The organism is Alkalibacillus silvisoli (genome assembly GCF_039521975.1).
Classification (GTDB): Bacteria; Bacillota; Bacilli; order Bacillales; family Alkalibacillaceae; genus Alkalibacillus; species Alkalibacillus silvisoli.
Genome location: NZ_BAAACZ010000009.1, coordinates 367,894 through 391,401, shown reverse-complemented (window position 1 = coordinate 391,401; position 23,508 = coordinate 367,894). Strand labels below are relative to the sequence as shown.

Annotated in this window: 20 protein-coding genes and 3 pseudogenes; 5 read left to right on the top strand and 18 right to left on the bottom strand. The window is 36.0% G+C overall.

Features of this window, described 5'->3' with window-relative positions; translation table 11 throughout:
* Positions 1 to 178: 178 nt before the first annotated feature.
* The 12 genes from sigF to ABDZ63_RS06130 all read right to left on the bottom strand — a co-directional run bounded on the left by sigF (position 179) and on the right by ABDZ63_RS06130 (position 10,619).
* On the bottom strand, positions 179 to 931 hold the full coding sequence (gene sigF, locus ABDZ63_RS06185) for an RNA polymerase sporulation sigma factor SigF (RefSeq protein ID WP_343782454.1): 753 nt from the start codon (positions 929 to 931) through the stop codon (positions 179 to 181).
* Positions 932 to 936: 5 nt separating this feature from the next.
* Positions 937 to 1,380, bottom strand: coding sequence for an anti-sigma F factor (gene spoIIAB, locus ABDZ63_RS06180; protein WP_343782452.1), 444 nt, complete (start codon positions 1,378 to 1,380; stop codon positions 937 to 939).
* Positions 1,377 to 1,730 (bottom strand): anti-sigma F factor antagonist, encoded by a 354-nt coding sequence (gene spoIIAA, locus ABDZ63_RS06175; protein WP_343782450.1) that lies wholly within the window; start codon positions 1,728 to 1,730, stop codon positions 1,377 to 1,379. Before spoIIAA ends, spoIIAB begins: the two co-directional genes overlap by 4 nt.
* 77 nt (positions 1,731 to 1,807) lie before the next feature.
* A complete protein-coding gene (locus ABDZ63_RS06170; RefSeq protein ID WP_343782449.1) occupies positions 1,808 to 2,986 on the bottom strand; it encodes a D-alanyl-D-alanine carboxypeptidase family protein in 1,179 nt (392 codons plus the stop codon).
* Positions 2,987 to 3,095: 109 nt separating this feature from the next.
* Positions 3,096 to 4,400, bottom strand: a complete 1,305-nt coding sequence (locus ABDZ63_RS06165; protein WP_343782448.1) for a pyrimidine-nucleoside phosphorylase — start codon at positions 4,398 to 4,400, stop codon at positions 3,096 to 3,098.
* A gap of 15 nt (positions 4,401 to 4,415) precedes the next feature.
* Positions 4,416 to 5,228, bottom strand: a complete 813-nt coding sequence (locus tag ABDZ63_RS06160) for a purine-nucleoside phosphorylase (protein ID WP_425541951.1) — start codon at positions 5,226 to 5,228, stop codon at positions 4,416 to 4,418.
* 37 nt (positions 5,229 to 5,265) lie between these two features.
* On the bottom strand, positions 5,266 to 6,441 hold the full coding sequence (gene deoB / locus ABDZ63_RS06155) for a phosphopentomutase (RefSeq protein WP_343782446.1): 1,176 nt from the start codon (positions 6,439 to 6,441) through the stop codon (positions 5,266 to 5,268).
* 68 nt (positions 6,442 to 6,509) lie between these two features.
* A complete protein-coding gene (gene xerD / locus ABDZ63_RS06150; protein ID WP_343782445.1) occupies positions 6,510 to 7,397 on the bottom strand; it encodes a site-specific tyrosine recombinase XerD in 888 nt (295 codons plus the stop codon).
* Between the two features lie 203 nt (positions 7,398 to 7,600).
* Positions 7,601 to 8,047 (bottom strand): ferric iron uptake transcriptional regulator, encoded by a 447-nt coding sequence (gene fur, locus ABDZ63_RS06145; RefSeq protein ID WP_343782444.1) that lies wholly within the window; start codon positions 8,045 to 8,047, stop codon positions 7,601 to 7,603.
* A gap of 111 nt (positions 8,048 to 8,158) precedes the next feature.
* Positions 8,159 to 8,794 carry a stage II sporulation protein M gene (spoIIM, locus tag ABDZ63_RS06140; protein WP_343782443.1) on the bottom strand — a complete coding sequence of 212 codons (636 nt, stop codon included), beginning with the start codon at positions 8,792 to 8,794 and terminating at the stop codon, positions 8,159 to 8,161.
* An 81-nt stretch (positions 8,795 to 8,875) separates the two neighbouring features.
* A complete protein-coding gene (locus tag ABDZ63_RS06135; RefSeq protein WP_343782442.1) occupies positions 8,876 to 10,042 on the bottom strand; it encodes an endonuclease Q family protein in 1,167 nt (388 codons plus the stop codon).
* 1 nt (position 10,043) lies between these two features.
* Positions 10,044 to 10,619 (bottom strand): NUDIX hydrolase, encoded by a 576-nt coding sequence (locus ABDZ63_RS06130; protein ID WP_425541946.1) that lies wholly within the window; start codon positions 10,617 to 10,619, stop codon positions 10,044 to 10,046.
* Positions 10,620 to 10,700: 81 nt separating this feature from the next.
* On the opposite strand from ABDZ63_RS06130, the gene ABDZ63_RS06125 reads away from it, so the two are divergent.
* The gene (locus ABDZ63_RS06125; protein ID WP_343782440.1) at positions 10,701 to 11,627 is read left to right on the top strand and encodes an aldo/keto reductase; all 927 of its coding nucleotides are present in this window, start codon (positions 10,701 to 10,703) and stop codon (positions 11,625 to 11,627) included.
* A gap of 147 nt (positions 11,628 to 11,774) precedes the next feature.
* On the opposite strand, the gene ABDZ63_RS06120 is transcribed toward ABDZ63_RS06125, so the two are convergent.
* Positions 11,775 to 12,746 (bottom strand): MBL fold metallo-hydrolase, encoded by a 972-nt coding sequence (locus tag ABDZ63_RS06120; RefSeq protein WP_343782439.1) that lies wholly within the window; start codon positions 12,744 to 12,746, stop codon positions 11,775 to 11,777.
* Between the two features lie 61 nt (positions 12,747 to 12,807).
* Positions 12,808 to 14,436, bottom strand: coding sequence for a M20/M25/M40 family metallo-hydrolase (locus ABDZ63_RS06115; protein ID WP_343782438.1), 1,629 nt, complete (start codon positions 14,434 to 14,436; stop codon positions 12,808 to 12,810).
* Between the two features lie 68 nt (positions 14,437 to 14,504).
* Here ABDZ63_RS06115 and ABDZ63_RS06110 point away from each other — a divergent pair, with 68 nt between their 5' ends.
* From ABDZ63_RS06110 to ABDZ63_RS06095, 4 genes and pseudogenes are all read left to right on the top strand, one after another.
* Positions 14,505 to 15,224 carry a glycerophosphodiester phosphodiesterase gene (locus ABDZ63_RS06110; protein WP_343782654.1) on the top strand — a complete coding sequence of 240 codons (720 nt, stop codon included), beginning with the start codon at positions 14,505 to 14,507 and terminating at the stop codon, positions 15,222 to 15,224.
* Positions 15,225 to 15,257: 33 nt separating this feature from the next.
* Positions 15,258 to 16,277 (top strand): annotated as a pseudogene (gene namA, locus ABDZ63_RS06105) (NADPH dehydrogenase NamA).
* A gap of 22 nt (positions 16,278 to 16,299) precedes the next feature.
* Positions 16,300 to 17,229 carry a ribonuclease Z gene (gene rnz / locus ABDZ63_RS06100; protein ID WP_343782437.1) on the top strand — a complete coding sequence of 310 codons (930 nt, stop codon included), beginning with the start codon at positions 16,300 to 16,302 and terminating at the stop codon, positions 17,227 to 17,229.
* Complete coding sequence (locus ABDZ63_RS06095; protein ID WP_343782435.1) at positions 17,230 to 18,603, top strand: aldehyde dehydrogenase; 1,374 nt, start codon at positions 17,230 to 17,232, stop codon at positions 18,601 to 18,603.
* Positions 18,604 to 18,649: 46 nt separating this feature from the next.
* Here the strand turns inward: ABDZ63_RS06095 and ABDZ63_RS06090 are convergent, their stop codons facing one another.
* The 4 genes and pseudogenes from ABDZ63_RS06090 to mce all read right to left on the bottom strand — a co-directional run bounded on the left by ABDZ63_RS06090 (position 18,650) and on the right by mce (position 23,482).
* The gene (locus ABDZ63_RS06090) at positions 18,650 to 19,909 is read right to left on the bottom strand and encodes a DNA polymerase IV (protein WP_343782434.1); all 1,260 of its coding nucleotides are present in this window, start codon (positions 19,907 to 19,909) and stop codon (positions 18,650 to 18,652) included.
* A gap of 74 nt (positions 19,910 to 19,983) precedes the next feature.
* Positions 19,984 to 21,105, bottom strand: a complete 1,122-nt coding sequence (locus ABDZ63_RS06085; RefSeq protein WP_343782432.1) for a M20/M25/M40 family metallo-hydrolase — start codon at positions 21,103 to 21,105, stop codon at positions 19,984 to 19,986.
* Positions 21,106 to 21,123: 18 nt separating this feature from the next.
* Positions 21,124 to 22,672, bottom strand: a pseudogene (locus ABDZ63_RS06080) (acyl-CoA carboxylase subunit beta).
* Positions 22,673 to 22,683: 11 nt separating this feature from the next.
* Positions 22,684 to 23,482 (bottom strand): annotated as a pseudogene (gene mce, locus ABDZ63_RS06075) (methylmalonyl-CoA epimerase).
* Positions 23,483 to 23,508: the final 26 nt, after the last annotated feature.

Genomic DNA, 23,508 nt, shown 5'->3' with positions numbered 1-23,508 from the left:
ATAGACCCATCCCTTTAATTTGCTATACTGTTATTATGTACATCGAAAAACAATCCATGTATTTTTTAGAAATTCGATCTTTAATCAACTAAAAGAAGGGCTGTACCCAATTAGTCATTTTTCGTGACCTTTTGAGACAGCCCTTCTTTTTAGTTTTTATGAGTTAATTCCTTTGGTGTTAGTTTTCGAGTAATTCTTCTAGTTCAGTTAAAATACTTTTTTCTAATCTGGAAACTTGAACTTGTGATATATTCAAACGTTTAGCAACTTCTGATTGTGTTTGATCTTTAAAATACCTTAAGTAAATTATTAACCGTTCTCGATTATCTAACTTTTGAATGGCATCTTTTAAAGCAATATGATCAAACCACCTTGTTTCCTTATCTGCAATCTGATCCATCAATGTAATCGGATCTCCTTCGTTTTCATAAACTGTTTCATGAATTGAATGAGGTCCTTGATTAGCTTCAATCGCCATAACTAACTCTTCTTTAGGAATTTCAAGAGCTTCACTTAACTCAGCAATTGAAGGTGAACGACCATAAGTCTTTGTCAATTCGTCTTTCTTTGCACGAATCTTATGGTTCAGCTCTTTTAATGAACGGCTAACTTTAATCGATCCATCATCCCGTATAAAACGTTGAATTTCACCAATAATCATTGGTACAGCATACGTCGAAAATCGAACATCATAACTTAAGTCAAATTTATCTATTGACTTAATTAAACCTATACACCCTATTTGAAATAAGTCATCAGCTTCATAACCACGGTTTAAAAATCGTTGCACGACCGACCAAACGAGTCGTGTATTTTTATTAACTATCAAATCACGCGCTTCTTGTTCACCATGCTGGCTCCGTTCAATTAGCTCTTTTATTTCGTCGTTAGATAGAACGCGATCATCTTTTAGTTGATTATTTTCTTTCATCGACATCACCTAAGGACATGTCGTTCATTGTAATTGAAGTTCTTCCTTAAAATTACCGTTGTACCTTGACCTTTAGCTGAGACTACTTCAAAGTCATCCATGAAATTTTCCATAATAGTAAAGCCCATACCCGAACGCTCTAATTCAGGCTTTGACGTGTACATAGGTTCAACCGCTTCATCAATATCAAAAATACCCTTACCATAATCAATAATTTTTAGTGATACTTCATGATCGTCTATATTACACTCAAGCTCAACTACACCATGATCCTGGTCTTCATAACCATGAATAATCGCATTGGTAACCGCTTCAGAAACGACGGTTTTAATTTCTGTTAATTCATCTACTGTTGGGTCTAATTGTGAAATGAAAGAAGCAACAACAATGCGAGCAAATGATTCATTTTCACTTTTTGCTGACATTTCTACTTTCATATGGTTATTCATGACGCCACCCCCAAACGAGATAGCGCTTCGGATTCATTCTCCTCAGTGTTAATTAACTTAAATAGACCGGAAAGTTCAAACAACCTTTTAACCGAATTATTAATTGAACAAATAACCATTTCACCATCATTAGTTTTAACCTGCTTATACCGACCTAAAAATACACCCAACCCCGAAGAATCCATAAAAGATAGTCTTTCCAAATTAACGACAACATGCTTAATTGCTTCATCTTGCAATTGGTTTTGCCAATCATCTTTTAATGTTTCAGCTTCATGGTGATCTAATTCTCCAACTAAACGAACAAGTAACACATCTTCTTTTTTCTCAAAATGTGAAATAAGGCTCAACGCACTCTTCCTCCTTTGAATTGATGCTATTGAGCCTTTTCGCCATTTTTATATGACTTTCCTGCTTAAAGACAAAACTAGTTTAAATTCGACATTACATCACGGTTGTGTAATTGATTCATCATTCTTTTCCACAACGTCCAAACAGAAGCATCTTCTACATGATCTCGAATTGCTAAAGGATAATCATGCATTAGTTGTTCATCTTTATAAATTTCAATCTGTCCAACCTCATCACCTTTTTCTAATGGCCATTGGTCTTTATCGTCAATTGATATTTCAGTACGATAATCATCAATACTTTCACCTTTATTTAATAGCATTGATATATTGTGTTTTGGAGAAACAACTAAAGAGTCATTATTCGCTTTAAGGTGTTGAAAGCGATATAATTCCTCTCCTTTAGTGTGCAGTTGGTGTAATTCATAATGACCATAAGCGTAATCTAACATTGATGTTATATCCGCATTACGTTTTTGTGGGGTTTCAGCTCCCATAACAACAGATACAACCCGCATATCCCCACGTCTAGCCGTTGCGGTTAAGCAATACTCAGCTTCACTTGTATAACCAGTTTTAAGGCCATCTACACCTTGGTAAAACTTAACTAACCGATTAGTATTAACTAACCAAAACTCATCATCTGTCCCTTGTCGTAAGTAATCTTCATAGATCTTTGTGTAATCTGTAATTTCTTCATGTTGTAACAATTCCTGAGCAATTCTTCCCATATCGTGTGCTGAACTATATTGATCATCATCTGGTAAACCAGTTGAATTAACAAAGTTAGTATTTTCTAACCCTAGCTCACTAGCTCTTTCATTCATTCTTTCAACAAAGGATTGCTCTGTTACAGAGATACGTTCTGCTAATGCTACAGTAGCATCGTTAGCAGAAGCTATAGCGACCGCTTTTAACAAGTCTTCAACCGTCATTTCTTCAAAAGGTTCTAAATAAATTTGTGAACCTCCCATTGAAGCGGCATATTCACTTACTTGAATAGTTTCATCAAGAGTTAAAGCCCCCTCATCAAGCTCCTCCATAATAAGTAACATCGACATTAACTTTGTCATACTAGCTGGTGGTAATTCTTCGTGAGGATCTTTATCATAAAGAACCGTTCCCGTGTCTACCTCCAGTAAGATCGCTGATTTAGCAGATTCAACCAAATCACCGCCTTCATCCTCTGCCCATATATTGGATTGTGGTAATAATAGTAATAAGATCAAGGTAATTAAAAACGCTTTACGAAACATAATCCATTCCCTCCATTCATGTTTCATATTTTTTCCATAGAAGAGAATTTTATTACATAAAAATAAAAAATCCTGAGTTTTCTTTTACCAGAAAACTCAGGATTCAATATTATTCAGATATCAGTGTTTTAATTAAATCTGGTGCTTTAACAACCTGTTCTGAAATGGTAATATTTTCATAAAGTTTATTTTTAATATTCTCAATATCGTCAGAATTACTGTGAATGGTTAATAAAGATGCACCTTCTTCAACATAGTCCCCTACTTTATTATTGAGAACTACGCCAACAGCAAGGTCAATTTCAGAATCCTTTGTTTGGCGACCTGCACCTAGAAGCATAGCTGCATTACCAATTTCATCAGCAACAATTTCACTTACATATCCTGACTTCTTAGCTAGAAGTTCAACTTGATGTTTAGCTTGCGGCAGATCATTTGGATTGTCAACTACTGATGCATCTCCACCTTGTGAAGCTAAAAATGTCTTAAACGTTTCAAGTGCTTTACCATTTTCAATCACTTCATCAAGCATTTTTCGTGCTTCATCAATTGTATTAGCTTTTCCGCCTACTACAACCATTTGACTAGCTAAGGTTAATGAAAGTTCAGTTAAGTCTTCTGGTCCTTTTCCTTGAAGTGTTTCGATTGCTTCTCTTACTTCAAGTGCATTACCAATCGCACGCCCTAATGGTTGTGCCATGTCACTAATAACTGCCATCGTGTTACGGCCAACATTATTACCTATAGAAACCATTGCTTTTGCAAGTTCAATTGATTCTTCTTCACTCTTCATAAATGCACCGGCACCTGTTTTAACATCTAAAACAATTGCATCCGCACCAGCTGCAATCTTCTTACTCATTATTGAGCTAGCGATTAATGGAATTGAATTGACTGTTGCTGTCACATCCCTTAAACCATAAAGCTTCTTATCAGCAGGTGTTAAATTACCTGACTGGCCAATAACGGATAACTTATTTTGATTAACTAAACGAATGAATTCTTCATTATCAATTTCTACGTGGAAGCCTGGTACTGCTTCTAGTTTATCCACTGTTCCACCAGTATGACCTAAGCCTCGCCCGCTCATCTTAGCAACAGGTACACCCACGGCTGCTACAAGTGGGGCTAAGACTAATGTTGTTGTATCACCAACGCCACCTGTAGAGTGCTTATCTACTTTAACTCCATCAATAGGTGATAAATCAATCATATCACCTGATTCAGCCATAGCCATCGTTAATGTTGCACGCTCTTGTTCTGACATTCCGTTAAAATAAATAGCCATTGCAAGCGCGCTTGCTTGGTATTCTGGAATTGACCCATCTGTATAACCATTGATAAAGAAATTTAACTCTTCATCCGTTAATTCTAGGTGATCTCGCTTCTTTTCAATAATATCATACATTCGCATGACCTTTACCTCCTCTTATACTGACTGCAATATTTGTTTTACTAGTTGAATAAATGACTGTTTAACTTTTTCTGTTGTTTCAATTACCTCATCATGAGATAGAGGTTGATCTAATATTCCAGCTGCCATATTCGAAATGCAAGAAATCCCTAACACTTTAATACCAGTGTGATTCGCTACGATCACTTCAGGGACTGTAGACATACCTACTGCATCCCCACCTAGCGTTCTTAACATTTTTACTTCACTTCCCGTTTCATATGTAGGTCCAGTGTTGCCTACGTAAACGCCTCTTTGAACATTAAGGTTCAAATCGGTAGCTGCCTGTTGAGCAGTATTTATTAATTCACGATCATAAGCTTGAGACATGTCAGGAAATCTTGCGCCTAATGCATCAACGTTTTTACCAATCAATGGATTATCTCCCATATTGTTAATATGATCTTCAATAAACATCAGGTCACCTGGATTAAATGATTCATTAATGCCACCTGCAGCATTTGTTACGAGTAACTTTTCAACGCCTAATTGTTTCATAACGCGGACTGGGAATGTAACATGTTGCATCGAGTAGCCTTCATAGTAATGAAAGCGCCCTTGCATCGCTACAACTCGCTGTCCTTGTAATTGACCAATGACTAGTTGTCCTTTATGTCCTTCTACTGTTGATTGAGGAAAATGTGGAATTTCTTGATAAGGGATTGTAATTGCTCCCTCAATTTCATCAGCTAACACACCTAAACCAGAACCTAAAATAAGTCCAATACTTGGTTTGTCGCCATTTAATTGATTACTGATATACTTCTCTGATTCCCTAATTTGTTCCATTAATGACATGTTCATTCTCCTTTTCTTTGCCCATATATTATCTTATGTTTTTCAAGAAGCTTTCACCAAATTCTGGCATCTTTGTATTAAAGTTTTCAGCTACTGTTGCACCAACATCAGCGAATGTTTTTCTTATTGACAATTCTTGAGCTTCGTTAATTCGACGATGATAAGCTAAAAGAGGTACATACTCTCTTGTGTGGTCAGTACCATGATGAACTGGGTCATTACCGTGGTCAGCTGTAATAATTAATAAATCATCTTCACGTAACTTATCTAACACTTCTGGTAAACGACGATCGAACTCTTCTAAAGCTTCTCCGTAACCTTGAGGATCACGACGATGACCGAACTTAGCATCAAAGTCAACTAAATTCAAGAAATTTAACCCATGGAAATTTTGATCCATTGAAGCAACTAATTTATCTAATCCATCTGAATTATCTTCAGTGCGGATCGCTTCAGTTACCCCTTCACCGTCATAAATATCAGAAATTTTACCTAAAGCGATAACATCATAACCATCATCTTCTAAATAATTCATAACAGTGTCGCCAAAAGGCTTAAGTGCATAGTCATGACGGTTTGGTGTTCGATCAAATGCACCTGGCTCACCTACAAATGGCCTTGCTATAATACGACCAATCATATATGGCTCATCTTTCGTAATTTCCCTAGCAAATTCACATATTTCATATAGTTCATCAACCGGAATAATCTCTTCATGTGCTGCAATCTGTAAAACAGAGTCCGCTGATGTATACACAATAAGTGCACCAGTTTCCATATGCTCTTGACCTAATTCTTTTAAGATCTCAGTACCAGAAGCAGGTTTATTACCAATTACCTTACGTCCGGTCTTTTCCTCTAGTTGCTTAATTAACTCATCTGGGAAACCATCTGGAAACACGCGGAATGGTTGGTCAATACGTAGCCCCATAAGTTCCCAATGTCCAGTCATTGTATCTTTACCAGCAGATAACTCTTCCATCATTGTATAGTAAGCTTGAGGGTGGGTATCTTGACCTATACCTTCTACTTCATGTATGTTCCCTAAACCTAACCGCTTCATATTTGGCATTTTCAATCCGCCCATATGTTGTGCGATGTGGCCTAGAGTGTCAGCTCCTTGGTCACCAAACTGCTGAGCATCTGGAGCTTCACCTACCCCAACAGAATCCATTACTATTAAAAATACTCTTTTAAATGACATTTCTAAAAACCTCCATTTTGCTATCATCATAAAGGAAACGCTTCTCAATATAACATAATCTAATATTATTATGCACGCGGATGGTAATCTTGATAAATATCTTTTAACCTTGTTTTAGAAACATGAGTATAAATTTGAGTAGTCGAAATATCGGCATGGCCTAGCATTTCTTGTACCGCCCTTAAATCAGCGCCATTTTCTAACAAATGTGTGGCAAAAGAATGCCTTAGCATATGAGGAGTAATTTCTTTAAAAATTTCTTGTTGACGAGCGTGCGTTTTTAATACTTTCCAAAATCCTTGTCTAGTCATGGTATTCCCTCGATGGTTCAAAAATAAAGCATCATTTTTATATTTTTTTAATAATGAACCCCTGCCATAGTCAACATAATTTTGGATTGCATTTTGTGCATGTTGGCCTAATGGGACAATTCGTTCTTTCCCACCTTTTCCGACAATTCGCACAAAGCCCATTAATAGATGCAAATCATCTATTTGAAGTGAAAGTAACTCCGAGATTCGTAAACCTGTTGCATACAAAGTCTCAAACATGGCTTTATTTCTTATATCAATCGGCTTCTCACCTTTAACCTCAAGCAAGCGTTCAACCTCTTCGTTTGTTAACACTTTCGGTAATTGCCTATCTCGTTTAGGCCTTTCGATGTGAAGTGTTGGGTCATGCGAGGTTTGATATTCGCGAACGATAAATTGGTGAAATGATCGTAATGTCGATATCATGCGTGAAATGCTAGCAGCGGACTTACCTTGATCATTCATTTGTTTTAACAGCCCTCGTATATGGTGACGTTCGACTTGTTCTACAGATTGCAACTCTTCCTTTTCTTTTATATAAGTTATGTATTGATTTAAATCTCTTTCATAAGAATTGATCGAGTTTTCGGCTAATCCTTTTTCTATTCGCAAAAAATGTAGAAAGTCTTGCACGGCATCCTTCATAAACATTCCCCTTTTAAATTTGGTTCTGTGAAAACCGTTTTTGTTATAGTGAATCACTTTCTGTTGACGTGGTTTCACCATACAACAACTCAATGTGTAAAGAATAAAATAGCAACACGGTAATCTAACGAAGCTATTATTTTAAATATATCACAAACTTAAAAAGACCTTTTTCCACAAGGGTCAAAGGCCTACTCATTGATTTATTCGCTTTTATTTTGACAGTTTTTACAAATGCCATGAAAAGTTAGGCGATGATCCTTCACATCGAACTCAAATCGTGATTCAACAACCTTCTCAACATCACCCAACAAGTCTTCTTCAATCTCTGTTACAGAACCACACTCAACACATACTAAATGGTGGTGAAAATGCTCTGCTCCTTCTTTTCTTAAATCATAACGCGAAACACCATCACCGAAATTAATTTTATCAACGACTTTTAGTTCAGTTAACAATTCTAATGTTCGATAAACCGTTGCTAATCCAATTTCAGGAGCTTTATCTTTAACGAGGAGATAAACATCTTCCGCACTTAAATGATCTTGCTCATGCTCCAACAAAACTTGGACAGTCGCTTCTCTTTGTGGTGTTAATTTATAACTTTGAGAGTGTAATTGTTTTTTAATATTTTCTATGCGGTCTTCCACTACAATCTCTCCCCTCGTTTCATACACCTTCAATTATAGAAAATGGGAGAGTATGTGTCAAATTAAAATAATTATAAATTACTCATGATAATTATTGTTTTTTAATAATAATTACAGACTGCTAACAATCCATTCTAACATATTCATCGATACAAACGTTTCAAAAACTGACCCTGCGATCACGAGCATTAAAGCCACTAGGTATGAACGGATATAAAAAACACTGACATCACTAATTGTGTTAGAGCTTTGGTGTTTAACAAACAAGATTCTCAAAACGTGAATGGTAAATACCATACTACTTGCTGCTATTATGAGGTAAGCTGGTACGACTAATAAGTTTTGTGGAGCGATCGACATTATTGATAATAAAAATCCTTGCCATGATAGTTGATTCACTAAAAATCCAACTGTAAAACCAATGACAACACCTTTAACAAACAGCAAAAACCAAACGACTGGTAAACCAACAAATGATAAACCAAACAAGAATAAAAACGTAATGTATTTCCCGTGTGTCCACAAAGTGTCCCAAAATACAGCAAGGTAACTTCCTGTTGGTTGTTCAGTCATTGTTTGAAAGTATTGATCTACGTAGAAAAATAAGTCTTGCTGTTGTAAAAAGTTCAAACTACTTACCATCATGGACCCAAAAATAACGCCAATAATAAATAGAACAAACAAGAAAACATATAAACTATAATAGGGTTGAATTTGAATTGAAAGGGCTTTAGGCCAGTGCTTCATCTTAGTTCCTCCATTCATTTCTACTCTAGTAAAAAACTATGTTAGTAGAAATAAATATAGAACTAATTAAGAGATTATTTATTATTTTATTTTACCGTATTTACCCCCTCCACCTGGCACAACTTGTCGTAACCCTTTTCTTAGATTCAATATTTGCTGAGCAATGGATTCATTAGCTACTTCAGTTAATTCTTCAATAGTTGCGTGATGAATAATGTACATATCATGATGTAGTTTTTCCCTTAATTGCTCTAAGGTTTTATGGCCAATTCCAGGAACATATGTCAGTGGCACTTGATGAATATAAGGTGGACGATCTACAGGAGTAGTTGGGCCATGAGTTTGGCTAATTTCTTCAATTCTTTTAGATACTCCCTTAACAATTCGCTTTGAACCACAATGTTCACATAAATCGACTTGACTAACGTGTTGATTGCAATTACGGCACTTCGACTCGAAATACTTACCCAATTTAGGATTCATTCCAAAATTAGATTTAATATAGTGATGTTCCCCTCCTTTTAAAGCTAATCTTACTCCCTCAAAACTCAAATTTTTTAAAGTTAAAACTTGATACTCTCTACCAATATTCTCTAAAGAATGAGCATCAGAATTAGTTAAAAAGGTATAAGGTTTTAATTCACGAATCACTTCCGCCATTGATGTATCAGAACTTAACCCTAACTCGATCCCATCAATCAAATCAGCATCAAAAACTTCAGTAAGGCTACTTTTCACACCTTTTCCGTACAAGCTTTTAAATGGAGTAAAGATATGTGCTGGGATAAACATGCCTTTAAGAGAACGAACTTTCTGTTGCAATGCACTCCCAGTAACATATAATCTTTGAGAGCTTAAATGGGGATTCTTCACATACTGTTGATACCAAGTAGCAAATTGTTTCATTCTTTCAATCGTAGGAAAATAACATAATACGTGGATAGGACCTGAGCAATTTGCATCATAGATTTCAACCTCACTCCCTAACAATACCGTAACATTACCGTCAGTCACCCCGCCTTGGTCGAGTTCATATAAAGATTGATCTTTAATTAGTTTTTCTATTTCTTTCAAAACCTCAGGTACATGTGCATCAATAATTCCAACTAAATCAATACCTTTTACATTTTTAGCGAAATGAATAATGTTAGGTACCGTTAAATTGTTTGAAGCTGAAATTTTAACCGGGTTGCCTAAATAGGTTTGACCAATATGTATGTGCAAATCAGCATAGTATTGTTTTGACAAGTTATTCACCCTTTAAAGATTGGTACATTAAATAATAAATAGCATGAATCGTTTTGGCATCATGTATACGTTCTTGCTCAATAAGGCTTAAAGCTTCTTCAAGAGATATTTCCTTTAAATCAACGAATTCATCCTCGTCCATTTGACGCTGTTCTTCTACTATTCTTAACCCTTCTGCCTTATAAATATAAATAATTTCATCTGCAAACCCAGGAGATGTATAGTAAGATACGACAAAGTCTAAAGAAGCTGCTTGATATCCTGTCTCTTCTTCCAGCTCTCTTGCTGCTGTAACTTCTGGTGATTCACCATCCTCAAGCTTACCAGCTGGAATTTCGATTATACTTTTTCCTAAAGCTTTTCGATACTGCTCTACCATTACAATGTTACCCTCATCAGTTAAAGCAATTACTGCTACAGCACCAGGATGGCGAACTAATTCTCTTTTAGAAGCTTTTCCATTAGGTAAGGTCACATCATCCACTTCAACATCAATGATTCTTCCTTCATAAATTTTATTTGTATTTACCGTTTTTTCTTCAAACTTATTCACTATTGACTCACCTCTTTTCGTCATTTTATCACAAGCCTTCACCGACTAGTTAATATTTGTAACGATCAACTAAAAGGCAGTAAAATATCGGTAAGGAGGGGTTTCATGAATAAACGACAATTAGGCCAAACAGATTTACATATTTCTGAGGTTGGATTAGGGTGTATGAACCTAGGAGCTGATGAGCAAAATGCTAAAGCAACAATTGATGAGGCCATTCATTCTGGTATTAATTATTTGGATACAGCAGACTTATATGATTATGGACACAACGAAAAACTCATTGGAAAAGCGATCAAAGGAAAACGAGATGACTTAGTTATTGCGACAAAGGGAGGTAATCGTTTCGAGCCAGGCCAAGAAGGTTGGTATTGGGATCCATCAAAGCGTTATTTGAAAGAAGCAGTTAAAAACAGTCTATTACGATTAGGATTAGATGATATTGATTTATACCAGTTACATGGCGGTACAATTGAAGATTCTATTGATGAAGTGATCGAGGCGTTTGAAGAGTTGCAACAAGAAGGGTTAATTCGTTATTTTGGTTTATCTTCTATTCGACCAAACGTTATAAAATCCTTTGTTAGGAAAACAACGATCTCTAGCGTTATGATGCAATATAGTATAATAGATCGTCGTCCAGAAGAGGAGATGTTACATTACCTAGAGCAAAATCAAGTTAGTGTATTAGTTAGAGGCGCTTTAGGTAAAGGTATGTTGACTGATATGGGAATGAAACAGTGGGAGAGAAAAGGGAATCAGGGATTTTTAGATTATGAAAAGGATGAACTTAAAATTATTATTGAAAAGTTGCACGATTTAGCGAAAGAAACTAAAGTCCCACCACAATCCATTGCCATAAGTTACGCCTTAAATCATCAAGCTGTTTCAAGTCTAATATTAGGAGCGAGTAGTCCAGAACAAGTCCAATCTAATATCAAAGCATACCAGAGCGCATCGACTGATCATGAGACAATTAACCATATAACCAATATGACTAAGCAAAACATTTATGAACAGCATCGTGCATGAATGTCAAATGTGTATGAACAAAGCCCCACTTAAGGTATATCACCTAAAGTGGGGCTTAAATGTTGACTTTATTCTTAAATGAAAACAATTGTTATTTAAATCTTCTTAAGAAAATTAAAGCTTAAAATAGAGGTTTATTTAAGCTCTTTATATGGAAAACGTTTTACAAGGTGTATACTTCAACACTTCCCCATCAAAGTGAGGTTGAACCCTTCCTTGTTCCTCTAAGTAATCTAACTGGCCGATCGCTTCTGACATCGTTAAACCAAATTGCTTCTCATAATGCTTTGGGAATAAATATTGACAGACTTCAAAAGGCGTTGACTCATTTTCTTTTAAATAATTCAATACATGTTCCGCTCGCTCTTCTTGACGTTTCAAACGGTGGGCAATTAATTTTGAGTTAAATTTAAACGTCTCGCCATGCCCTGGGAAGACTGTATCAATAGCGTATTGGTCCATCTTTTGCATCGATTCACGATAAGCAATTAATGACTTGGGGCGTTCTGATTCACCCATTAACGGCGCTTCTAAAATCGGGTTTGATGAAATGTGCTTTAATAAATGGTCACCTGCTATTAAATTCCCGTTATGCCTGTCATAAAATGATAAATGGCTTTGAGCGTGACCTTTTGATTCAATAACTGACATTGATGGTAAACCAGGAATATCATCACCTTCTAATAGCGTATGCGTTAATCTTCCTTCTCCTTGAAACTTAAAAGCATTTTGTACTGTTTTATCAATTTGTCTAAATTGGTGCGGCACTCCAAATTGGTTATATAATTTATTAAAGAAATTCATATAATGTTTGAAATAATGATCATCTTGTTTCAACCACAAATCAACAATGGGGTGCCCATAAATCGCATCAACGTGATCGAAATGCCCGATAAGACCTGTATGGTCCGGGTGATGATGTGTTAGTACGATTTGTTTAATATCTTCTTTATTTAAACCAATTTCTTTTAACTGCTCTTGAAACGCATTCCAAGCTTCTTCTGTTTTAACACCTGCATCAAACAGTGTCACAGTGTCATTAACATATAGATAACAATGGACATCCCCTACTGCATACGGTGTAGGTACCGTTATTTGATGGATTTTTGGTTGTGTCATCTTGTTTCCACCTTTAACGAAAGTTTGGTTAACATTATACTACAAAAACATAATTTTGCATCTATTTTCCAACTTTTTCATTAAACGTTTGGCTAATTGTATGGGCAATAATATGAGGTAACTGGCCAAAAGAATATGAGAGCTCTAACCTTTCTGTCCACTGGTGAGCATCTTTACCTAATGGACCAACATTCATCGTTGGAACTTTTAAAGATTGTTTAGGAATATAATTTCCCTTTAATTGTTGTAGTGGTAGATTATTAATTAACGTTTGCATGTCATGGTCATTATTCGTACTTTCGCCTATAAAGCTTAAGTCAGAGATGCCATTAAAATAAGATAGTGTCGTTGGTTTGAAATCTCTAACTTTCATATAATGTTCTACATCATTTACTACACTTTGGACCAAATGATCACCTTCACTCGATACAGCAGGATAAAATGGTGGACTATAAAACAGTATAATCATTGGTGCTAAATGATTACACATATAAGCCAATTCTTGAACAACTTTAGTCGAAAAGTCTCGATCTCCTTCCTCACGTTCCTCAACTAACTGACGTTGACGTTTCACTACTTCCTCTTCACCAAATTTCCTAACCGCTTCTTGATATAATTCTTCATAACTTAAAATCGACACCTCAAACAAACTAACATCACTTGAGTGATCCATCTGTTCTTGGAAACGATCAAATCGTTCAGCCATGTGCGCTTCTACTTCACTTTTTGTTTGTTCCATCACTCGATATAATTTATCTGTTATGTCAGTGACAGTTTGTTTCATAAACAATATGTTATACATAGAAACAGCCGTTACAGGTGTTTGTACAGAATAATTCTCTTTTAGGTCACGATTCATTAAACTAACTGGTGGAGGAGTTACTTCTGAGCCCACCTTTTCTAGAAACGCATCATTTAATTCAAGATTTTTATTTAAATAACTGATTAATAAATTAGCATTCAGACCATGAAAGGGTTCACCAACATGTGTCTCTTTTCCATAACATAAGAAACCAGGCAGTACTTTACCTAAAGAACCAGTATATAAATACATATTTTGATCATCCGGATATTGTCTAAACATCGGTTCACTATTTAAACATAATTTATAATTCAACTTTTCTTGCTCTTGTAACGTTTGTAACACTTCAGTCGCTTTAATCATCCCTAATGAATTAACTTCTTCATCTGGTACTACGAGTAATAATATATTTCCATTCCATTCACTATTAATCGCTCTTTCAACCATTGACAAATGAAGTGTTGTACCCGCTTTCATATCCATTGCCCCTCGGCCAAACAACCATTCACCTGTCAGCAAGTCATCTTTTGCTTCGTTAGGTAAAACATCCACATTATTTTTAAACATATGAGTCAATTCTCTTGGACGAAAAGCATAATCTTTATATGCACCATAATCATCAATGTCAACAACATCAATATGACTTAATAAAACAATCGTATCATCACTTGGTCCATTTTTAACAAAAGCTGTTAAAACACCTCTTCCATCCTCTAACTCGTCTATTCTTAAATGATTAGGATTTTGTTGAAAATAGTTTTCTGATTCGAGTAATTGATGTATGTAGTTTACTACTTCAACTTCATCAGTTGAACCTGTAATACTTTGATAATGTACTAGTTCACACAATAGTTCCGTTAACTGTTGTTTCGATTGCCATCTCTTCACAAAAACCACCTCACTATATTGACTTTTCATAATACATACACCACAATCATAACAGAGAATTGAAAGAGGTGTTGGCAATTAATACTAAAATTTTTGCGCATCGAGGTGCTAGCCACTATGCACCTGAAAATACGCTGCCTTCATTTCAACTAGCACACGAAATGAAGGCAGATGGTCTAGAGCTTGACGTACAACTAACAAAAGACCTTGTACCAGTCATTATTCATGATGAGAATGTAAGACGAACGACGAATGGTAGAGGCTTTGTTCAAAATTATACATATAATGAATTAAAGCAATTAGATGCTGGAAGCTGGTACCACAAAAGGTACAAGCACACACCTATTCCTAGTTTAGAAGAATTCTTTAAATGGGTACAGAATACTAATATGATAATCAATCTCGAGTTAAAAACTAATGTCATTCATTACCCCCACATCGAAGAACGTGTTAATGAACTGATTAATCATTTTAAACTTGAAGACCAAACCGTAATATCAAGCTTTAACCCAGAAACAATTAAGAGAATGAGTGAAATTAACTCGAACATTGAATTAGCTTGGTTAACGCAAATGAAAATTCGAAAAGTCCATTTATTGTTAAATGATATTGGAGCGCACGGAATTCATATTAAAACGAGGCTACTGACTTCTAATATGATTAAGCGCATATTACAAGAAAAAATCCCCTTCAGAGTGTATACTGTCAACAAAGTGAAGACCTATTACAAATGTGAAAGTTTGAATGCAAAAGCAATCATGACAGATATTCCAGATTTAATACAGTAAAATTTACAAGTGTGTAGGAGGTTAAGAGGTAAAATGGATACTAAACTATTTTCCCCCATTACCATTAAAGATTTAACGATTAAAAATAGAATTGTCATGTCACCGATGTGTATGTATTCATGTTACGACCAAGATGGTAAAGTTACGCCATTTCACTTGACACATTATGAAAGCAGAGCAATCGGTCAGGTAGGATTAGTGATGTTAGAAGCGACAAGCGTACAGCCAAACGGTAGAATTTCATATGAAGATTTAGGCATTTGGTCAGATGAACATATTCCAGGGTTAAAATCTATTTCTGAAAGAATCCATTCTCACGGTTCAAAAAGTGCCATTCAGTTAGCACACGCAGGACGAAAAGCAAACCTTAGTGAACCTATATTAGCCCCTACAGCTGATGCATTTAATGAACATTTTCAACAACCACAATCCATGACTGAAGCTGATATACATTAGACGATTAAAGCGTTTCAACTTGCTGCCAAAAGAGCTAAGGAAGCTAACTTTGATATAATTGAAATACATGGAGCGCATGGCTATTTAATTAATCAATTTTTATCACCCTTAACGAATAAACGACATGATCAATATGGTGGAGACCAGAACAATAGGTATCGTTTTCTCAGAGAAATTATTCAAACTGTTAAAGAAGTTTGGGATAAACCTATTTTCGTGCGCTTATCAGTTTCTGAATACCATGATGAAGGCAATCAACTTGACGATTTTCATTATTTCGCTGAACAATTAAAGCAACAAGGAGTAGAGCTAATCGACTGCAGCTCTGGAGGTGTTGTTCCCGTTAAAATTAAACCTTATCCAGGTTATCAAATACCTTTTGCAGAACAATTAAAGCAAGAGGTTGGTATTAAGACTGGCGCAGTCGGGCTCATTACAACAGGTAATCAAGCTGAAGAGATATTGCAAAACAATAGAGCAGATTTAATCTTTATCGGAAGAGAATTGTTGAAAAATCCTTATTGGCCAAAGCAAGCAGCCGACGAATTACAAACAAACATCACAAGTCCAAAACAATACGAACGTGGTTGGTCATAGAAAACTTTTAGGAGGAACAGTCGTGGAAATTACTTTTTTAGGAACGGGTTCTGGTGTACCTTCAAAACAAAGAAATGTTTCATCATTAGCTCTACAAATGCACCAAGAACGTGATGAGATATGGCTGTTTGATTGCGGAGAAGCCACACAACACCAAATATTAAACACAACGATCAAACCACGAAAAATCAGTAAAATATTTATTACTCACACTCATGGTGACCATATTTTCGGATTACCTGGACTGCTTAGTAGCCGCTCATTCCAAGAGGGAACATCTAAATTAGAAATCTATGGACCTAAAGGGGTTAAAGAGTTTATAGAAACCTCGCTAAACGTAAGTCAAACGCATTTAAAATATTCTATTGAATATTATGAGTTAATAGAAGGTGTTCTCTATGAAGACGAACAAATCAAAGTAACGGCAATGCCACTTGTTCATGGTGTAGATTCATATGGATTCTTAATTGAAGAAAGAGATCAAATCGGTCCATTAATACCTGAAAAACTTAAGGAAAAAGGAATTAAACCCGGCCCAATATATCAAGAAATTAAAAACTGTGAAGTCTTAACATTAGAAGACGGAACTGAAATTGTTAGAGACGAGGTAACAGGGTCTGATATACCTGGTAGAAAAGTGGCTATATTAGGTGATACATTACCGTTTGATGGTGTAGTAGACTTTGTTAAAGAAGCAGATGTTTTAGTTCACGAGGCAACATTTATTAACGAAGATGCTAGGTTAGCTAAAGACTATAACCATTCAACTAGTCTACAAGCTGTTCAAATTGCGAAAGAAGCAAAAGTTAAAAAGGTGCTACTCAATCATATTTCTTCACGTTATCAACCTGAAGAACTACAACAAGCATTAAAGCAATTACAAGAAGCCTATGAACCCACCATATATGTGTCAGACTTTGATTCATACACAGTGCTAAAGGAGGGACGATAATTGACTGAGGTCAGTTCGATTGTTAAAAAGCAGAAAAAGTTATTTAAAGCAGGTAAGACGATGACTCATACATTTAGAAATCATCAACTGCAAAAGTTAAAAGACATGTTAATTCGCCATGAGTCAGAAATTTATGATGCGTTAAAACAAGATTTAAATAAGTCTTCATATGAAGTGCTAATGACTGAATTAGGTTTCTTGTATAATGAAATTGATGAAACGATGAAACATTTAAAGTCCTGGATGGCACCAGAAAAAGTTAAATCGCCAACAAGTCATAAAGGAGCAAAAAGCTTAATTTACAAACAGCCTTATGGAGTCACACTGATCATAAGCCCTTGGAATTATCCATTACATTTAGCACTAGCCCCACTAATTGGCGCTGTTGCAGGTGGTAATACAGCAGTTATTAAACCCTCAGAATTCACAACAAACACGAGTCAATTAATAGAAAAAATGGTTAAAGAAACATTTGAAGAAAAATATATAACAGTCATACAAGGTGAAAAAGAAGTGAGTGAGGCACTACTAGATGAACCGTTCGATTATATTTTCTTCACTGGCAGCACCCAAGTAGGTAAAGCTGTAATGGAAAAAGCAAGCAAACAATTAATTCCAATCACTTTAGAACTAGGTGGTAAAAGCCCTTGTATTGTTGATTCTGACGCTAAAATTCAAATTGCTGCAAGAAGAATTGCGTGGGGTAAATTAATTAACGCTGGACAAACCTGTGTAGCACCTGACTATTTATTAATACATCAAAGTATTAAGGTTAAATTTATTGATGCACTAAAAAAAGAAATAGAGCTCATGTATTCAGAAAACCCGATTGAAAATGATGACTTTACTAAAATTATTAACGACCAACATTTTAACCGACTAATTCGATCCTTAGACGGAGAAAATGTTATCTACGGAGGTCAATCTGATCAATCAAAACTTAAAATTAACCCTACATTAATTGATGATGTTAATTGGGATTCACCGATTATGCAAGAAGAAATCTTTGGCCCCTTGTTACCTCTATTAACGTTTGATCAATTGGATGAAGTGGTTGAACACCTAGAACAAGCTAGAAATCCATTAGCCTTATATTATTTCTCTGAAAACATCCAAAAACAAGATTGGGTGATTAAGAACTTATCATTCGGTGGAGCTTGTATAAATGATACGATTATGCATTTAGGTAATAATAATTTACCTTTTGGTGGCATTGGCACGAGTGGTATTGGAAGTTATCATGGTGTTTATAGCTTTGAAACATTCACACATCGTAAAAGCGTTGTGAAACAAACAACAGCATTTGACTTATCCTTCCGTTATCCTCATTCTAAGATCGCTGAAAAGGTGTTAACAAAAATCTTTAAAAAGTAATTTAAAATAGCCTTAAGTCCGATTAAAGTAAAATTCAGACTTAAGGCTATTTTTTGGGTTTATTTTGACTTAAGAAATCTTTTTGAAAACTAGTTTTCACCGCCGGCTGCTTTTGATCGTGTAATTTAACAAAGACATCTTTTCCAAACTTCTCTTCCATTTCTTCTATGGCATCATAAAGCGGCTCTTTTTCCGCTTCTTGTTCATAATTAAATAAATCTAATTGTTTGGAGATTTCTTCTTTATGTGATAACTGTTGTGCAGTAACACCTAACAAACGAATAGCTTCTTCATTCCAATGCGAATGGAACAAATCTAAAGCAATTTGGAGAATTTGTTCTTTACTTTCTACATACTCTGATAGGTGTCTACTCCTTGTAATCGTTTTTCTGTCATGATAACGGATCATCAATTGAATATTTTCAGTAACAACTTGCTTGGCTTTCATGCGTTCTGTAACACTTTGAGACAATCTGTTTAACATTTTCTGAATTTCGTTAGAATCAGCCGTATCATATGGGAAGGTTTGAGAATTTCCGATACTTTTAAAATCGTTTATTGCATCAGGGTCGACTTCGCTATTGTCATTGCCATTCGCTCTTACATGTAACCTTTCACCGTTAACGCCTAAGAGATTTTTGATTGTTAATACATTTTTCTTGGCTAAATCGCCAATTGTATCAATGTTTATTTGCTTGAGCTTTTCTTCTGTTTTACGACCAACCCCATACATTTCACCAATCGGTAATGGCCATAGCTTTTGTTGAATTTCCCTTTTCCGTAATATAGTAATGCCAAGTGGTTTTTTCATATCTGATGCCATTTTAGCTAAAAACTTGTTCGGTGCTACTCCAATACTACAAGGTAAATCAAGGTCATCTAATAACCTTTGCCTAATCCAATGGGCTAATTCAACAGGGGTTAAAACTCCATCATAGTCTGTCACATCCATATAACCCTCGTCGATTGATATTGGTTGAACATATGGAGTCACTTCAAATAATATAGCAAACATATTTTGTGATGCTTCACGGTAGCGGTCAAAATTAGGTCTTAAAGCAATAAGCTCAGGACATAACTCATACGCTTGCCATAAAGGCATCGTTGTCTTTACACCTTTAGCGCGTGCTTCGTAATTGCAGGTGACAATAATTCCTTTTCTTTTCTCTGGATCCCCAGCAATTGCAACAGGTTTCCCTTTTAAATCAGGTCGATACGCTGTTTCAACAGATGCATAAAAACTGTTCATATCAACATGAAAAATAATTCTTCCCCTAGACAATTCATCACCCACTTCAAATCCCAAAATTATTGTCTTTACAAGTAAAAAAAACAAAAGTCCGGACAAATCAATTGCCCAGACCCTATTATAACATGATTTTATTTACCGGCTTCAATTGAAATAGCTGTTAATAATTCAGCAATTTTAATCAGTTCTTGAACTGGCATACGTTCATCTGTTGTATGAATATTTTCATATCCTACACACAAGTTTACAGTCGGAATACCTAGTCCTGAGATAATATTAGCATCACTACCGCCACCACTAGATTCAAGCACGCTTGTGCGGCCAATACTTTTCGCAGCCGCTCGTGCAACTTCTACGACTTGGTCACCTTCTTGTTGCTTATAACCCGGGTACATATAAGTTACTTTCACTTCAATTTCTCCACCAATATCCGCCTCTGCTTGACGGCAAGCTTTTTTCATATTTTCTATTTGTTTTTCAAGCTTCTTAGGTTCTAATGAACGTGCTTCTGCTAAAACATAGGCTTCATCGCATACAATATTGGTTGCTTGTCCACCCTCGAATCGACCAATATTAGCTGTCGTTTCATCATCAATACGACCTAAAGGCATTTTAGAAACAGCCTTAGCTGCCAGTGTAATAGCAGATACGCCTTCTTCTGGTGCTACTCCTGCGTGTGCCTTCTTGCCGCGTGGAATGATTTCTAACTTAGCTTGTGAAGGTGCCGCAACAATAATATTACCAACATCACCATTACTATCTACTGCATAGCCGTATTTGGCCTTAATTAATGATGAATCTAATGCTCTTGCGCCAACTAAACCAGACTCTTCACCAACTGTAATCACTAACTGAATATCACCATGTTGAACTTCTTCTTCTTTGAGGCGTTTTATCATTTCGATCATCGCTGCTAACCCTGCTTTATCATCAGCACCTAAGATCGTTGTTCCATCTGAGACAATATAACCCCCTTCAATTGATGGCTTAATCCCCTTACCTGGAACTACTGTATCCATATGAGAAGTGAAATATATTACCTCAGCATCAGGGTTATTGCCTTTCAATGTGCAAATTAAGTTATTCGCACCATGACCTGTTTTATCTTTTGCTTGGTCTTCTTGGACTTCTAAGCCAAGCTCAATAAACTTTTGTTTTAGTGCTTCTGCAATTTGTCCTTCATGTTTCGTTTCAGAATCTACTTGAACAAGTTCCATAAATTCATCGATTAATCGTTGTTCGTTTACATTCATGTTGTTCATACCTCCGTTTTATAATGGAATGTTTCCATGTTTTTTAGTTGGGCGATCTTCTTTTTTGTTTCTTAACATTTCAAGACTTTGCTTTAATTTAATCCGAGTTTCTCTTGGGTCAATGACATCATCGACCATACCTAATCCAGCTGCTACATAAGGGTTAGCAAACTTCTCACGATAGTCATCGATTTTTTCTTGTCGGGTTATTTCAGGTTGTTCAGACTCTGCGATTTCTTTAGCAAAAATAATATTCGCAGCACCTTCAGGACCCATAACAGCAATCTCCGCATTTGGCCACGCAAATACTAGATCAGCTCCAATTGACTTACTATTTAATGCCACATAAGCCCCACCGTAAGCTTTTCTTGTGATGACCGTAATTTTTGGAACTGTAGCTTCTGAATAAGCATATAAAATCTTCGCACCATGACGAATAATACCACCATGCTCTTGCTTAACACCTGGGAAAAATCCTGTAACATCCTCAAATGTAATCACTGGAATATTAAATGAATCACACGTACGAATAAACCTTGATGCCTTATCACTTGAATCTATATCTAATCCACCAGCTAAAAATTTCGGCTGATTACATACTAATCCAATCGATTCTCCATCAATTGTCGCGAATCCAACGACAACATTCTTAGCAAAATTAGGGTGGATTTCAAAGAAGGAATCTTCGTCAACTACTTCATTAATCACCGTTCTGACATCATATGGTCTAATTGGATCAAATGGTATTAAATCAGCCAACTCATTACGGAAATCTTCTTTCTCCTCACTTGTTTGAATAGGTGTTTTTTTCTTGACTGTTTTGTGGCAAATAACTAATTAATTGTTTAACTTGATCTAATGCTTCTTCTTCCGTTTTAGCTTTTAAGTGTGCATTCCCACTTTTACTATTATGTACATCAGCACCGCCTAGGTCTTCTGATGAAATTTTCTCACCAGTTACGGTTTCGATTACTTTAGGACCTGTAATGAACATTTGTGATGTTTCTTCTACCATAATGACAAAATCTGTAATAGCTGGTGAGTAAACAGCTCCACCTGCACAAGGACCCATTATAACAGAGATTTGTGGAATGACACCAGAGTATACAGAATTACGATAGAACACATGGCCATATCCATCTAAAGATGCGACCCCCTCTTGAATTCTAGCGCCTCCAGAATCGTTTAAACCAATAAAAGGTGTCCCATTTTTAGCTGCTAAGTCCATGACAGCCGCAATCTTTTTACCATGCATCTCTCCTAACGCGCCACCATATACGGTAAAGTCTTGAGCGAATAAATAGATTGCTCGACCATTTACCGTACCATAGCCAGTAACGACACCTTCTCCAGGTACTTCCTTCCCCTGCATTCCAAAATCGGTAACACGATGCTCAATAAACGGATTGAGTTCTACAAAAGAGCCTTCATCCAATAAATAACCAATACGTTCTCGAGCTGTCATTTTACCTTTATCACGCTGCTTTTGAATCTTATCGTCGCCACCACCTAGTTCGACTTTACGTCGTTTGTCATACAATTCATTAATTTTATCAAAAATATCCATAACCAAGCCTCCTACTTTTGCTGACAAAGTTCAAATAATACACCATTTGCTGCCTTCGGATGTAAAAAAGCAATTTGACTTCCATGGGCTCCTTCTTTTGGTTGTTCATGAATTAATGGGATACCCTGTTCCTTTAAGTTATTTAAGCGTTCATCAATATCATTGACATCTAGAGCTATATGATGAATCCCTTCACCTTTCTGATCGATATACTTAGCAATGGGCGATTGTGAGTTAAGTGGTTCTAATAATTCAATAGCACTCTCTCCAATTTTAAGAAATGCGACTTTAACATGCTCAGACTCTACTTCTTCAACCCCTTTAAATTCTAACCCTAAGTGATCACGGTAAAACGGTAAAGTTTCTTCAATACTCGAGACCGCAATTCCAATATGTGCGATTTTATTCAATTTGATCACCTCTGACACAAGATTTAATAAATTCTACTGTTTCTGTCATGGGTGTACCAGGAGTAAAGACTTTTTGAACACCTCGCTCCTCGAGAAAAGCAATATCTTCATCTGGAATAACCCCACCACCGACTACCGGAATATCATCTGCCCCTTTTTCTTTAAGTGCTTCAACCACTTTCGGAAATAGCGTTTTATGTCCACCTGATAAAGATGAAAGCCCGATGACATCAACGTCCTCTTGAATGGCAGCTTGCGCGATTTGTGCGGGTGATTGTCTTAATCCAGTATAGATTACTTCCATACCATGATCACGTAAAGCTTGTGCAATAACTAACGCCCCACGATCATGTCCGTCTAAACCTGGCTTCGCTATTAAAACTCTAATTTTTCGTTCCAATTAAAACTCTCCCCTCTGCTTTACAT